11 protein-coding genes, 1 pseudogene and 1 other annotated feature are annotated in these 13,641 nt (G+C 63.0%); of the genes and pseudogenes, 7 read left to right on the top strand and 5 right to left on the bottom strand.

Annotated elements, in window-relative coordinates:
* Positions 1-400, bottom strand: a 400-nt coding sequence (locus tag QZ326_RS07040; RefSeq protein ID WP_295743131.1) for an argininosuccinate synthase domain-containing protein, incomplete at its 3' end; no start/stop codon positions are given.
* 462 nt (positions 401-862) lie between these two features.
* Between QZ326_RS07040 and QZ326_RS07035 the strand changes: the two genes are divergently transcribed.
* From QZ326_RS07035 to QZ326_RS07020, 4 genes are all read left to right on the top strand, one after another.
* Entirely contained in the window at positions 863-1,228 is a 366-nt protein-coding gene (locus QZ326_RS07035) for a BlaI/MecI/CopY family transcriptional regulator (RefSeq protein ID WP_295743128.1), read from the top strand.
* A 34-nt stretch (positions 1,229-1,262) separates the two neighbouring features.
* The gene (locus QZ326_RS07030; protein WP_295743125.1) at positions 1,263-3,245 is read left to right on the top strand and encodes a M56 family metallopeptidase; all 1,983 of its coding nucleotides are present in this window, start codon (positions 1,263-1,265) and stop codon (positions 3,243-3,245) included.
* Positions 3,242-3,856: a hypothetical protein gene (locus QZ326_RS07025; protein WP_295743123.1), complete on the top strand. Its 615-nt coding sequence runs from the start codon at positions 3,242-3,244 to the stop codon at positions 3,854-3,856. The genes QZ326_RS07030 and QZ326_RS07025 overlap by 4 nt, the downstream gene beginning before the upstream one ends.
* 148 nt (positions 3,857-4,004) lie before the next feature.
* Positions 4,005-5,516, top strand: coding sequence for a flotillin family protein (locus QZ326_RS07020; protein WP_295743120.1), 1,512 nt, complete (start codon positions 4,005-4,007; stop codon positions 5,514-5,516).
* Between the two features lie 150 nt (positions 5,517-5,666).
* Here QZ326_RS07020 and leuB read toward each other — a convergent pair whose 3' ends face one another.
* Genes leuB through QZ326_RS07000 form a run of 4 tightly spaced genes read right to left on the bottom strand, consistent with a single transcriptional unit; the run spans position 5,667 to position 10,035 of the window.
* Positions 5,667-6,737: a 3-isopropylmalate dehydrogenase gene (leuB, locus tag QZ326_RS07015; protein WP_295743117.1), complete on the bottom strand. Its 1,071-nt coding sequence runs from the start codon at positions 6,735-6,737 to the stop codon at positions 5,667-5,669.
* A complete protein-coding gene (gene leuD, locus QZ326_RS07010) occupies positions 6,734-7,231 on the bottom strand; it encodes a 3-isopropylmalate dehydratase small subunit (protein ID WP_295743114.1) in 498 nt (165 codons plus the stop codon). The genes leuB and leuD overlap by 4 nt, the downstream gene beginning before the upstream one ends.
* Positions 7,228-8,493, bottom strand: coding sequence for a 3-isopropylmalate dehydratase large subunit (leuC, locus tag QZ326_RS07005; protein WP_295743111.1), 1,266 nt, complete (start codon positions 8,491-8,493; stop codon positions 7,228-7,230). Before leuC ends, leuD begins: the two co-directional genes overlap by 4 nt.
* A gap of 18 nt (positions 8,494-8,511) precedes the next feature.
* Positions 8,512-10,035 (bottom strand): 2-isopropylmalate synthase, encoded by a 1,524-nt coding sequence (locus QZ326_RS07000; RefSeq protein ID WP_295743107.1) that lies wholly within the window; start codon positions 10,033-10,035, stop codon positions 8,512-8,514.
* A gap of 69 nt (positions 10,036-10,104) precedes the next feature.
* Positions 10,105-10,358: a binding site (T-box leader), on the bottom strand.
* 915 nt (positions 10,359-11,273) lie between these two features.
* Between QZ326_RS07000 and ilvB the strand changes: the two genes are divergently transcribed.
* The 3 genes and pseudogenes from ilvB to QZ326_RS06985 form a co-directional block, all read left to right on the top strand.
* A complete protein-coding gene (gene ilvB, locus QZ326_RS06995) occupies positions 11,274-12,992 on the top strand; it encodes a biosynthetic-type acetolactate synthase large subunit (protein WP_295743104.1) in 1,719 nt (572 codons plus the stop codon).
* Positions 12,989-13,549 (top strand): acetolactate synthase small subunit, encoded by a 561-nt coding sequence (ilvN, locus tag QZ326_RS06990; protein WP_295743101.1) that lies wholly within the window; start codon positions 12,989-12,991, stop codon positions 13,547-13,549. The genes ilvB and ilvN overlap by 4 nt, the downstream gene beginning before the upstream one ends.
* A pseudogene (locus tag QZ326_RS06985) lies at positions 13,530-13,641 on the top strand (ketol-acid reductoisomerase); the annotation flags it as partial. The gene ilvN and the pseudogene QZ326_RS06985, both read left to right, overlap by 20 nt.

Genomic DNA, 13,641 nt, shown 5'->3' with positions numbered 1-13,641 from the left:
GCTCGAAGCGGACCTGGTCGTTGCCCTTGCCGGTGCAGCCGTGGGCGATGGCGTCGGCCCCCTCCTGCTTGGCGATCTCCACCAGCTTCTTGCCGATGATGGGCCGGGCGAAGGCGGTGCCCAGCAGGTACTGCTCATAGCTGGCGCCCATTTTCAAAGAGGGGATGATGACGTCGTCCACCATCTCATCGGTGAGGTCCGCGATGTACAGCTTGGAAGCGCCGGTCTTGATGGCCTTCTCCTCCAGGCCGTCCAGCTCGTCCCCCTGGCCCACGTCGGCGGCCACGGCGATGATCTCGGGATTGTTGTAGTTCTCCTTCAGCCAGGGGATGATGATGGATGTATCCAGGCCGCCGGAATAGGCCAGCACAATTTTTTTGATGTCGTTCTTATTCTTCATAATGGGGTCCTCCCTTGTATTGTTGGATGATAGGTGCATTATACGCCCTATTTGCATATTTATTCAATTGTGAGATTGTACAAGAATCCGTCCGGGCACTGGCGGATTTTGCATATTTTGAGAGAGGATGCCAATTGGGCCCGGTCAGGCATTCAATATAAATGAGACAGGGACCTTCCCTGTGGGGCCTGCCTCTGGCCGGACTCATTCCTCTGGGAACACCGGGTCTCGGGGCGGTGGAAATGGCCCGCAGAGGGTTGCGGGCCATTGAAAAAGAAGGGATTTTATGCAATTCAAACGCATCCGGAAACTACAGGAAGAACAGCGCCTGCCCCGGCGGCAGATGGCGGAGCTCCATTACGCCCGTCTCATGGCACCGGCTTGGCCGCTGTGTTCTCTCTTGACATCCCCCTCCTACAAGTGTAGTATATCAGCAGAACTACACTTGTAGGAGGCAACGCCATGTCGAATTTATCTGACCGGGAGTGGACGGTCCTCACCGCCCTGTGGAGCTCCGGCGGCAGCGCCTTGGGCGAGCTGACAGAGGCCCTGCGGCCGGAGACCGGCTGGAGCCGGAACACCGTTTTGACCTATCTCACCCGCATGGAGGCCAAGGGGCTGGTGTCCATCTGCAAGGAGGATTCGCCCCACGTCTACCGGGCCGCCCTGAGCCGGGAGGACTGCCAGTCCCGGGAACGGCAGTCCTTCCTCCGCCGGGTCTACCGGGGAGCCGCCGGGGATCTGGTGGCGGCGTTTTTGCAGGAGAGCTCCATCTCGCCTCAGGAGCGGGAGGAGCTGCGGCGGCTCTTGGATGAAATGGACGTATAGCCAGCAGGCCGCTATCATTGAAAGGAGGTCCTTTATGTCTGATATTTGGTCATTTCTCCTGCAGACCCTCACCGCCTCCGGCGCGGCGGCGGTGCTGCTGACGGTAAAATGGATGCTGCGGGACAAGCTGTCTCCCCGGTGGCAGTTCGCCGTATGGGGCGTGCTGGCCCTGGTGCTGGCACTTCCGGTTTCCGGCGGGCGGTATGTTCTGGTGAACTGGCCCCTGGCGGTGGAGTTTTTGCGTTCTTTTCTCACCGGGGAGTACGGCGCATTGGCCCACGTGTCTGCCCCTGTGCCGCTGCCCCGGTTTGACGGAATACCCGAAACTGCGGCGGAGAGGCTGTACGCCGTCTATCTTACAGGCGTGGCCCTGCTGCTGGCCCGGTATGCCGCCGTCTATCTCCGCCTGCGGCTGGCCCTGCGCCGGGGAACCCCCGCCGGGGCGGCCCAGGCCGCCCTGATCCGGGAGACGGCAGAGCGGTACGGCCTGCCGGTCTGTCCGGCAGTGGAGGTGAAGGGGCTGTCCTCCGCCTTCGTCTGCGGCGTGTTCCGGCCCGTGCTGGCCCTGCCGGCGGGGGAGGAGACGGACGGGAAGGTGATCCTCCATGAGCTGCTGCACCTCAGGCACCGGGACGCCGCCTGGGGGCTTTTGATCTGTCTGCTCCGGTGCGTCCACTGGTGCAACCCCCTGCTGTGGCGCTGCGCGGACCTGGCGGGCAACGACCTGGAGTCCCTGTGCGACCAGCGGGTACTGGAGCATCTGGAGGGGGAGGCCCGGCGGGACTACGGGCGCATCCTCCTCTCCATGGCCAATGAGAAATACGCCCGCGCGCCCGGCACCTCCTCCATGGCCAACGGCGGAAGGAACATCCGCCGCCGCATCGAGGCTATCGCACGGTTTAAGAGATACCCCTCCGGCATGGCGCTGGCCAGCGTGTGCGTGGCGCTGGTGCTGGCGGGGCCGTGCCTCATGGGCACCCGGGCCCAGAGCGTCTACACAGGCGGCGGATTCCTCCCCCAGCGCCTGCGGCCCTATGCCGCCATGGCCTCCGCCCGCACCACCCCCTGCACCACCTGCGCCGGGGCCTTCGACACCTACGCCAAGGCGGTGCTGAGCCAGTGCGGCATATTCCGGGCCATGTGCGCACCCCTCTCAGAACAGGATATTCTGGCGGCGGAGCTGCGGCCGGCAGCGGACGGCGACAATCTCGATCATCGTTTTATGGCTTCCAGCCTGCTGTGGACCAGCGGACTGGAGGCGGAGGCCGACCCCCAGTACGGCTACCAGATCTACAACCTCCGTCCTGTGGAAAACGGCGCTTACGAGGGGCTTCTGGCGGTGGGTGTGGCGTGGTCTCCGCTGCTGGGCGAGTGGGACGGCACCGTCCACAGCCGGTATCTTGCCGCCCAGCCCCTCCGGGCGGAGAAGCAGGGGGACCGCTGGGTCATCCTGCCCCTGGGGGATTTCCAGGTGCTCCAGGGAGACCAGCGGGTCACCGGAAACCTGGGCCTGCCCGTCTGGGTTTACGAGGCCCAATGCGGTGACTTCACCCTGCGGATGCGGTACCAGACCACCAATTATGTGGAGGAAAGCTACGTGACACCGCACCGTGTTCTCAGCCCCGCGCCCCTGCCCGGCGGGCTGTTCACCAGCGGCTATTACAGCACGGACCTCACCGCCGTCTACACCGGGGACCCGGAAAAACGGCAGGAGATCCAGAGCGTGGGCGTCTCCTGCGCCCCCATGACCTTTGGCGGGGAGCGTCCGGAGCTGCAAAGGGGCACGGGAAATTCCAGCGGCTCCAGCTCCACAGGCAGCAGCTGGGGCTTCACGAACGACCTCGACTGGGCGTTCCACGGCGACGAGATCCCCCTGGGCGGAGGCGGAGGCGGGGGCAGCGGCGGCAGCGGGCCCTGGGAGTACCTGCCCCCGGACTGCTACGCCGCAGACTTCTACCTGAACGGAGAAAAAGCCGGGGAGCTGACGCTGCTCCCCGTGGAAGGAGGCTTCCAATGACCGACCGGCAGACCATGTATGAGGGCCTGTCCCACGCGGCCTGGGGATACCTGCTTCTCTGCGTGGACTTCAACCTGGGCAATGTCAGCATCCTGCCCCGGTTCGCGGGGTGGCTGCTGTTTCTCTCCGCCATCGAGAAGCTGAAAGAGGAGCGGCGGGACCTGGCCCTCCTGCGGCCCCTTGGCGCCCTGATGGCGCTGTGGACCGGGGCGGACTGGCTGGCCTCCTGGGCCGGGAGGGATGTGGACGGCCTCTTCCTGCCGCTGGATCTGGTGATCGCCGCGGCCCAGCTCTACTTTCTCTTCCAGTTCCTCACCGATCTGGCGGCCCTGGCGGAGGCCCATCACCCGGAGGGCGAGGCGCTGAGCCGGAGAATCCTCCTCTGCCGCACCGTGCAGACCGTCCTGGTGACGCTGTTCAGCCTCGCGCCCTATCTGCCCGCGGCGCCGTCCAACGATGACACCAATGCCGCCGTATTGATTCTGGCGGCATGCTACTGTATTTTGGGCCTCTGGCTGATGATCTCCCTGTTCCGCCTCCGCGGCGCCTTCCAGGACGCAGCACCCCCGCCTCTTCCTCCCGCCCCGGGGGGCGGCGCCGGGAAAATTTGACCCTTGTGCCGGAGCCGGAGATGTGATATCATAAAAAGGGGAAGTATGTCGGTTTTTGCCGAAGGTCCAAAGCCGGCGGCAAACATTCCGCCCTCTCCCATAGAATGTACGGAAACCCAAAATTCAAAATCGTGAGGAGGTCCCTGAAATGCTTGACGCCATTCTTTCCTTTCTGCCCATTGTGATCGTAGTGGTCATTATTTTGATCCTGCTGCTGATGGGTTACGTCAAGGCCCCGCCGGACCAGGCGTACATCATCTCCGGCCTGAAAAAGGACGGCAAGGTCCTTATCGGCCGGGCCGGAATCAAGATTCCCTTTTTCGAGCGGCTGGATAAGCTGTACTTAGGCCAGATGACCGTGGACATCAAGACGGAGCAGTCCGTCCCCACCAACGACTTCATCAACGTCAACGTGGACGCCGTGGCCAAGGTCCGCATCTCCCCCACGCCGGAGGGCATCAAGCTGGCGGCCAAGAACTTTCTGAACAAGAAGGCCGTGGACATCACCCGGGACCTCCAGGACTCCCTCCAGGGCAACATGCGGGAGATCATCGGCACTCTGTCTCTCAAGGAGATCAACACCGACCGGGACTCCTTCTCCGACCAGGTGATGCAGAAGGCCTCCAAGGACATGGATAAGCTGGGCATTGAGATTTTGTCCTGCAATATCCAGAATGTCACCGACGAAAACGGCCTGATCCGGGACCTGGGCGCGGACAACACCTCCCTTATCAAGAAGAACGCCGCCATCGCCAAGGCCCAGGCGGACCGGGACGTGGCCATCGCCCAGGCGGAGGCCGACAAGGCCGCCAACGAGGCCCGGGTCCTCTCCGACACGGAGATTGCCCGGATGAACAACGAGCTGGAGATCAAAAAAGCGGAGCTGAAAATCATCTCCGACACCAAGAAGGCCGAGGCGGACGCCGCCTACACTATCCAGCAGCAGGAGCAGCAAAAGAGCATCGAGACCGCCACGGTCAATGCCCAGATCGCCAAGGCTGAGCGGGACGCGGAGCTGAAAAAGCAGGAGGTGGAAATCGCCAAGCAGAAGCTGGACGCGGAGATCCGCGCCCAGGCAGACGCCGAGCGCTACCGCATGGAGCAGGAGGCCCAGGCTGACCTCTTCAAGCGCCAGAAGGACGCCGAGGCTAAGCGCTACGAGGAGGAGCAGGCCGCCGAAGCCGCCAAGAAGGCCGCCGAGGCCGCCAAGTACGCCAAGGAGCAGGAGGCCGCCGGTATCGCCGCCGTGGGCAAGGCGGAGGCCGAGGCCATCCAGGCCAAGGCCCTGGCGGAGGCGGAGGGAATCGACCGCAAGGCCGAGGCCATGAAGAAGTACGGCCAGGCCGCCATGGTGGAGATGGTCATGCAGGCCCTGCCGGACATCGCCCGGAATGTGGCGGAGCCCTTGTCCAAGGTGGAGAAAATCACCATGTACGGCGAGGGCAACAGCGCCAAGCTCCTCCAGGACATCGTCAACGGCACCACCCAGATCACCGAGGGTTTCACCGAGGGCATGGGCATCGACATCAAGTCTCTGCTGTCGGGCCTGCTGGGCGGCAAGATCGCCGCGGGAGACGGCAGAGACGGCCAGACCGTCATCAACATCTCCGGCGGCGAGGCCGTGCAGGAGCCCCCCGCCCCGGAGCCTCCGGAGGCGTAACCGGGCTTTGCCCCCGCACTCCCACCAGGGCTTTGCCCTGGACCCACTGCCCTATTCAAAGGGCGGTCCCAAACTTTATTATTTCCGAATCGCGTCTGCAATCCATAAAAATTCCCCTGACAGCTGTCAGGGGAATTTTTTCACAGCAAATCAGATGTGCTCCCGGATCAGGCGGCCCATCTCCCGGCAGCCCACCAGCTTTCCGCCGCCCTGCATGATGTCGCCGCAGCGCCATCCCTCTTTCAGCACGGCGTCCACCGCCGCTTCCACGGCGTCGGCCTCAGCGGCCATGTCGAAGCTGTAGCGCAGCATCATGGCCGCCGCCAGCACGGTGCCGATGGGGTTGGCTTTGTCCTGGCCGGCGATGTCCGGGGCGGAGCCGTGGATGGGTTCGTACATCCCCCGGGCGCCCTCTCCCATGCTGGAGGAGGGAATCATGCCGATGGAGCCGGTGATCTGGCTGGCCTCGTCGGAGAGAATGTCGCCGAAGAGGTTCTCCGTCACGATCACGTCAAACTGGCTGGGGTCCCGGACAATCTGCATGGCAGCGTTGTCCACGTACATGTGGAGAAGCTCCACGTCCGGATACTCCTCCCCCACCGCCGTCACAGTCCTGCGCCACAGGCGGGAAGTGTCCAGCACGTTGGCCTTGTCAATGGAGGTGACCCGCCCGCGCCGCTTCCGGGCCATCTGGAAGGCCACATGGGCCACCCGCCGAATCTCGTGCTCCGTGTAGCTCATGATGTCCACGGCCTTTTGCTCGCCGCCCACTGTCTCGGTGGTGTGCTGTCCGAAGTAGACGCCGCCGATCAGCTCCCGCACCACCACGAAGTCGATGCCCCGGGCGGCGATATCCTCCCGCAGGGGACAGGCGGCGGAGAGATCGGAGAACATCCGGGCGGGCCGGACATTGGTATAGAGGCCCATGGCCTCCCGCAGCTTCAAAAGCCCCCGCTCCGGGCGGTTGGCGGAGGGCTGAGCGTCCCACTTGGGTCCGCCCACGGCCCCCAGCAGCACGCTGTCGGAGGCCAGACAAGTCTCGAGGCTGGAATCCGGCAGGGGCACGCCGAACTCATCGATGGCGCAGCCCCCCATGGGGGCTTCCCTGTATGTGAAGGTGTGGCCGGATTTTTGGGCCACGGCGTCCAGCACGCCCAGGGTCTCGCCTACAATCTCCGGGCCGATGCCGTCGCCCCGGATCACGGCAATGGTCTTGTTCATGCCCGCGCCTCCTTTGCTTTCAGCGAGGCCATCAGCCCGCCCGACGCAATAATCTCCTTGATAAAGTCCGGGAAGGGCTCCGCCTGATAAGTCTCATTTTTCGTCACGTTTGTGATGACGCCGGTATCGAAGTCCACGGAGACCTCGTCCCCGTCGGCAATACCCTCGCTGGCGGCGGGGCACTCCAGGATCGGCATGCCGATGTTGATGGCGTTGCGGTAGAAGATGCGGGCGAAGTTTTTGGCGATGACGCAGGAGACGCCGGCGGCCTTGATGGCGATGGGGGCGTGCTCCCGGGAGGAGCCGCAGCCGAAGTTCAGCCCCGCCACCATGATGTCGCCGGACTTGTTCTTTTTGGGAAAGTCCTTGTCGATGTCCTCCATGCAGTGGGCGGCCAGCTCCGCGTGGCTCTGGGTATTGAGATACCGGGCGGGAATGATGACGTCGGTATCCACGTGGTCGCCGTATTTATGGGCAGTTCCGTGCGCGTTCATTTCAGCACCTCCTCAGGGTGAGCAATATGTCCGGCGATGCCGGAGGCCGCCGCCACGGCGGGAGAGGCCAGGTAGACCTCGCTGTCCACGTGGCCCATGCGGCCCACAAAATTGCGGTTGGTGGTGGAGACGCACCGCTCTCCCGCCGCCAGAATCCCCATGTAGCCGCCGAGGCAGGGTCCGCAGGTGGGGGTGGAGACGATGCACCCCGCGTCCAGGAAGATGTCGGCATAGCCCCGGTGCATGCACTCCCGGTAGACGTTCTGGGTGGCGGGAATGATGATGCCCCGGACGCCGGGGGCCAGACGGCGGCCCTTCAGAATCTCCGCCGCCGCGGCCATGTCCGGCAGCTGGCCGTTGGTGCAGGAGCCAATGACGATCTGGTCAATGGCGATGTCCCCGCCCTCCCGGGCGCTGCGGGCGTTCTCCGGCAGATGGGGCCAGGCCACGGTGCAGTCCACCGCGGAAAGATCAATCTCCACAGTGCGCTCATACTCCGCGTCCGGGTCGGCCTCCACGGCCTCCCAGGGGCGGCTGACACGGTCCTTCACATAGGCCCTGGTGATGTCGTCCACAGGGAAGATGCCGTTTTTCGCCCCGGCCTCAATGGCCATGTTGGAGATGGTCAGCCGGTCGTAGATGGTGAGTTCCCCGACGCCGGGACCCGTGAACTCCAAAGACTGGTACCGGGCGCCGTCCACGCCGATCATGCCGATGAGGGTCAGAATCACGTCCTTGCCGGAGACATAGGGCCGCAGGCTGCCCGTCAGGTTCACCCGGATGGCGGAGGGTACCTTGAACCAGGTCTCCCCTGCCGCCATGGCGGCGCCCATGTCCGTGGACCCCACGCCGGTGGAGAAGGCGCCCAAGGCGCCGTAGGTGCAGGTGTGGGAGTCGGCGCCGATGACGGCCTCGCCGGGGGCCACCAGGCCCTGCTCCGGCAGAAGGGCGTGCTCAATGCCCATGGAGCCCACGTCGTAGTAGTGGTCGATCTCAAACCGGCGGGCAAAGGCCCGGCACTGCCTGCACTGGGTGGCGGCCTTGATATCCTTGTTGGGGGCAAAGTGATCCATCACCAGGGCGATTCTGCCTTTGTCGAACACCCGGTCAAAGCCCGCCGCCTCAAACTCGTTGATGGCCACAGGGGTGGTGATGTCGTTGCCCAGAACCAGGTCCAGCCGGGCCTGGATCAGCTGCCCGGGGCGGACGCTGTCCAAACCCGCGTGGCGGGCCAGGATCTTTTGTGTCATAGTCATTCCCATCGTCTCGTACTCCTTGCATTAGTCCGGGGCCGTACCGGCCTCGATGATCTTGTTGATGCTGTTGACATAGGCCCGGATAGAGGACTCCAGGATGTCGGTGGACAGGCCCGTGCCGGTATAGGACTCGCTGCCGTCGGTGACCTTCACCACAGCCTCTCCGATGGCGTCCTCGCCGTCGGTGACGGCGTTGAGGCTGAAGCTCTCCAGCTTGATGTCCATGCCCAGCATCCGGTTGATGGCCTTGAAGGCGGCGTCCACGGGGCCGGAGCCGATGGCCACCTCCTCCATCATCTCCCCGTCCCGCTCCACCTTGACATAGGAGGTGGTGGGCAGAACGTCGCTGGTGCTGGTGTTGATGGAGTGGCCCACCAGGCGGCAGGTGGGATTGATGTTGTTGCGGCGGTGGAGCACCAGGGCCTCCAGGTCGGAGCCGGTGATGTTCTTCTTTTTATCCGCCATGACCTTGAACCGGGTGAACACGCTCTCCAGCTCCTCGTCTGTGAGCTCGTAGCCCATGGACTCCAGCTTCTCCCGCAGGGCGTGCTTGCCGGAGTGCTTGCCCAGAACCATGGTATTCTGGGGAATGCCTACGTCGGTGGAGTTCATGATCTCGTAAGTCTGGGCGTTGGCGATGACGCCGTGCTGGTGAATGCCGGACTCGTGGGCGAAGGCGTTGGCCCCCACAATGGCCTTGCTGGGGGGGATGGGCACGCCGGTGATGTTGCTGAGGAGCTTGCTGGAGCGGTAGATCTGCTTTGTGTTGACGCCGCTCTCCGCGCCGTAGAAGTCCCGGCGGGTGTGGAGGGCCATGACGATCTCCTCCATGCTGGCGTTGCCCGCCCGCTCGCCGATGCCATTGACGGTGCACTCCACCTGGCTGGCCCCGGCCTGGATGCAGGAGAGGGTGTTGGCCACGGCCATACCGAGGTCGTTGTGGCAGTGGACGGAGATGTCCACGTTTTCAACGCCCTTGACATTCTCCCGCAGATAGCGGATCAGATCCCCCATCTCCTGGGGGGTGGAGTAGCCTACGGTGTCGGGGACGTTCAGGGTCGTGGCCCCGGCGGCCACGGCATTGGAGTAGCACTGTGCCAAAAACGCCCAATCGGACCGGGAGGCGTCCTCGGCGGAGAACTCGATGTCTTCACACTTCGCCCTGGCGTAGGCCACCATCTCGCTGATGCGGGCCAGGACCTGCTCCCGGGTCATCTGGAGCTTATACTCCATGTGGATATCGCTGGTAGCCAGAAAGACGTGGATGCGGGGATGCGCGGCCTCCTTCACCGCGTCCCAGGCGGCGTCGATGTCACCTCTGACGCACCGGGCAAGACTTGCCACCGTGCAGTTCTTCACGGCCTTTGCGATCTTCTGCACGCTCTTGAAGTCCATAGGGGAGGCGATGGCGAAGCCCGCCTCGATGATATCCACCCCCAGCTTCTCCAGCTGGCGGGCCATCTCCACCTTCTCGGGGAGGTTCATACTGCATCCCGGGGACTGTTCGCCGTCCCGCAGGGTGGTGTCAAAAATTTTAATGCGCCTCATAAATCATTCCTCCTGACGATTGTTCAAAGCCGGCACAGACAACAAAAAAAGCCCTCATCCCTTCTCACTTGAAGAGACGAAAGCCAAAACTTCCGCGGTACCACTCTCATTGGCAGAAACTGCCCGCTCCCGGGATCGGTACGGCGCCGCCGCGCGAATCCCGCCCCTTTGGTAACGGTGGGGAAACCCGTTCCCGCCTAACCCCAATGGCTCAGCGGGAATACTCAAGGGCCAGTGACGTCCTTCCCTTCCGCACCGCCTCGCAACGACCGGCGGCTCTCTGAAGCGCTCCAGGAGGACTTTTTCCCTGTCATCGTATCTGTGCGTTTTGCTTTTTTAATAAATTACAGGACTTCGCCCGGTTTGTCAAGCCCAAATTTTTGGAGGGTGTCTCCTTCACCCTCCCTGATGGGGGAACTGCTGGAATACTGTGAGGGCACCGGCGTTTTGGCTGGAGGCGGAGCACGGCCTCTATGGCCGCCGCCGATGCGGGACGGCTGGCGAAAAAGGGATTCGATTTGGATTCCTCACAGGGGTCAGCTCATACCGCTATGTTCTTCTTGCCTGCCCGGAGAATGAACGGGGTTATATCCTGAGTCTGGACGCCGGGTGCTTTTCTGTGGAGGAGCTGCTGGAATTCGCCGCAAGTTTTCAATATTGACAGGGGATTTTCTGGTCGGCCGGTCATACCGCGCCCGGCGTTGTCTGAAAATTTTATCAGCTCACACCCCCGGCGCCGCCCCATCTTCATTGTCGTATTTTACTATAAATAGAATTTTTGATCCGGATATATTCGTGAAATCATCCAGAATCAACGGGTCTGCAAATTTTCTTGTTGCGCTTTCACCAGGCGGCAGGTATAATAGCAAAACAAGACAGGCACCGAGGAGGTCTCCCATGGCTGGCATGCTCGCTCTCAACAGCATTCTGGTTATTTACATTATTCTGACTCTGGTAATTACCACCGGAAAACAGAATAGTGCGCCTGGTCATGCACACACAGCGAATACGGCCCCCGGTTCCTGCCGAAGATAATTGGTAAGAAGCCGGAACCGCAGTCAATCTTTTGAAAGTCCGTGACCCGGCCAGGGCCACGGACTTTTTGTATCACCCGGTCCTCTGCAATTTTCAGAACCTGTATTCACAGGCGGAGGATGCCGGATGGGAGAGGGATCTTGCCGCCCCGAACACCGTTCAATGTCTGTGAATACAGGTTCTTACTTGAGGAGGCTGACATTTTGAAGATCAAAGCGACTGAAGCCATTATGGAGTGCCTGCTGGAGCAGGAGGTGGACACCGTCTTTGGCTATCCCGGCGGCACGATTCTGAACCTCTACGACGAGCTGTACCGCTACCGGGACAGGATTCGCCACATCCTCACCGCCCACGAGCAGGGCGCCGCCCACGCGGCGGACGGCTACGCCCGCTCCACGGGGAAGGTAGGCGTGTGCTTCGCCACCTCCGGTCCCGGAGCCACCAACCTCACCACCGGCATCGCCACCGCCTATCTGGACTCCTCCCCCGTGGTGTTCATCACCTGCAACGTGGGAGAGAACCTTCTGGGCAAGGACGCCTTTCAGGAGGTGGACTCCACCGGCATCGCCATGCCCATCACCAAAGCCGCATTTCTGGTGCGGGACCCCGCGTCCATCCCTGACGTGATGCGCCAGGCCTTCGCCGTGGCCGCCAACGGCCGGCCCGGCCCGGTACTCATCGACTTTTTGAAAAATGTCACCGACCCCAAGCAGGAGATTGACTATGCGTTCATCCCCTGGCGAAAAAACCGGGAATCGGGCGGCGTGCAAGAGCTGAACAGCGCCCACCCCCTGAAAAACCCGGGTCCGGATCCCCGGGACGCGGAAACGCTCCTGGAGATGATCTCCCAGTCGGAGCGCCCCCTGCTGATCTGCGGCGGCGGCGTGGTCCGGGGCAGGGCGGACAGGGCCTTCCGGACGTTCGCCGAGAAGCTGGACGCGCCTGTGGCCATCACCGTCATGGGCGGCGGCGGCTTCCCGGGGAGCCATCCCCTCACTACCGGCATGATCGGCATGCACGGGTCCAAGGCCTCCAATGTGGCCTGCGGCGAGTGCGACCTGTTGATCGCCGTGGGCTGCCGCTTCTCCGACCGGGTGGCCCTGAACCCCGCCGCCTTTGCCAGACAGGCAAAGATTGTTCAGATTGACATCGACCGGGCGGAGATCGACAAAAACGTCAAGACGGACCACCACATCATCGGCTCCGCCCGCAAGGTGCTGGAGATGCTGAACGAGAACCTGCCCCAGTACGATCACAGCGCCTGGAAGCAGCGCATTCTGCCCCTGCGGGCCCCCTCCACGGCGGAGGACAGCCCCTGTCTCACCCCCCAGCAGGTGCTGGAGGCCATCCGTCTCCGCTCCCCCGGGGACGCCATCGTGGCAACGGACGTGGGCCAGCACCAGATGTGGTCCATCAAGTACCTCCACTTCGGCTACCCCGGCCAGCTCCTGACCTCCGGCGGCTTCGGCACCATGGGCTTCGGCCTGGGGGCCGCTATCGGCGCACAGATAGGCAATCCGGACAAGCGGGTACTCCATATCACCGGGGACGGGTGCTTCCGCATGAACTGCCACGAGCTGTGCACCGTGGAGCACTACGGCCTTCCCATTGTCACCGTGGTATTCAACAACGGTACGCTGGGCATGGTGCGCCAGTGGCAGAATCTGATCTACGGCAAGCGGTTCTCCGAGACCACGCTGGACCGGGGCCCCGACTTTGTGAAGCTGGCGGAGGCCTATGGCCTGCGGGGTTTCCGGGCGTCCACCCGGGCGGAGATGGAGTCGGCGCTGGACCGGGCCCTCTCCTGCGGCACCGGCGCGGTGATCGACTGCGCGCTGGACATGGACGAGATGGTGCGCCCCATGGTGGCCGCTGGATCGCCCATTACAGATTTCCTGCTGGATGAGGGAGGCAGCCTATGAAAAACCAGACAACGCGAAAGCTCTATACCCTGTGCATCCTGGTGGAGGACACCCCCGGCGTGCTGAGCCAGGTGTCCCGCCTGTTCTCCCGGAAGGGCTATAACATCGAGTCCATCGTCTCCGGGGCAACGGACAGAGCCGGCATCACCCGCATCTCCATCGAGCTGGCGGCGGACGGGCCGATGATCGAGCAGATCGCCGCCCAGTGCCGCAAGCTCCTGCCCGTCAAGGCCGTGAAGATCCTTGACGAGGAGACCTGCATCCGGCGGGAGACGGCCCTCATCAAGGTCCGGGCCGCAGACCGGGCCTCCCGGGACGAGGTCATTCAGATTGTCAACATCTTCCGGGCCCAGGTCATCGACGTAGACCGGGAGTGTCTGACCGTCTGGGTCTTCGGCGCCCGGAACAAAAACGCCGCCCTGATCTCCATGCTGGCCGATTTCGGCATTCTGGAGATCGCCAAAACGGGTACTATCGCCATCGAACGAGGGCGTAGCACGATATATGACGACAGCAAACTGAAGGAGGAATACGAATATGGCAAAAATGTATTATGAGAAGGACTGTGACCTGAGCAAACTGGACGGCAGGAAGATCGGCATCATCGGCTACGGCTCCCAGGGCCACGCCCATGCCCTGAACCTGAAGG

The organism is uncultured Oscillibacter sp., from assembly GCF_910587525.1.
Classification (GTDB): domain Bacteria; phylum Bacillota; class Clostridia; order Oscillospirales; family Oscillospiraceae; genus Oscillibacter.
This window is presented reverse-complemented; position numbering and strand designations above follow the sequence as displayed.

What these genes read in the sequence shown, in the direction of transcription:
- leuB (WP_295743117.1), bottom strand. Translation starts at nt 6,737, where the DNA reads ATGAACAAGACCATTGCCGTGATCCGGGGCGACGGCATCGGCCCGGAG.
- QZ326_RS07020 (WP_295743120.1), top strand. Translation starts at nt 4,005, where the DNA reads ATGCTTGACGCCATTCTTTCCTTTCTGCCCATTGTGATCGTAGTGGTC.
- QZ326_RS07035 (WP_295743128.1), top strand. Translation starts at nt 863, where the DNA reads ATGTCGAATTTATCTGACCGGGAGTGGACGGTCCTCACCGCCCTGTGG.
- leuD (WP_295743114.1), bottom strand. Translation starts at nt 7,231, where the DNA reads ATGAACGCGCACGGAACTGCCCATAAATACGGCGACCACGTGGATACC.
- QZ326_RS07000 (WP_295743107.1), bottom strand. Translation starts at nt 10,035, where the DNA reads ATGAGGCGCATTAAAATTTTTGACACCACCCTGCGGGACGGCGAACAG.
- leuC (WP_295743111.1), bottom strand. Translation starts at nt 8,493, where the DNA reads ATGGGAATGACTATGACACAAAAGATCCTGGCCCGCCACGCGGGTTTG.
- QZ326_RS07030 (WP_295743125.1), top strand. Translation starts at nt 1,263, where the DNA reads ATGTCTGATATTTGGTCATTTCTCCTGCAGACCCTCACCGCCTCCGGC.
- ilvN (WP_295743101.1), top strand. Translation starts at nt 12,989, where the DNA reads ATGAAAAACCAGACAACGCGAAAGCTCTATACCCTGTGCATCCTGGTG.
- QZ326_RS07025 (WP_295743123.1), top strand. Translation starts at nt 3,242, where the DNA reads ATGACCGACCGGCAGACCATGTATGAGGGCCTGTCCCACGCGGCCTGG.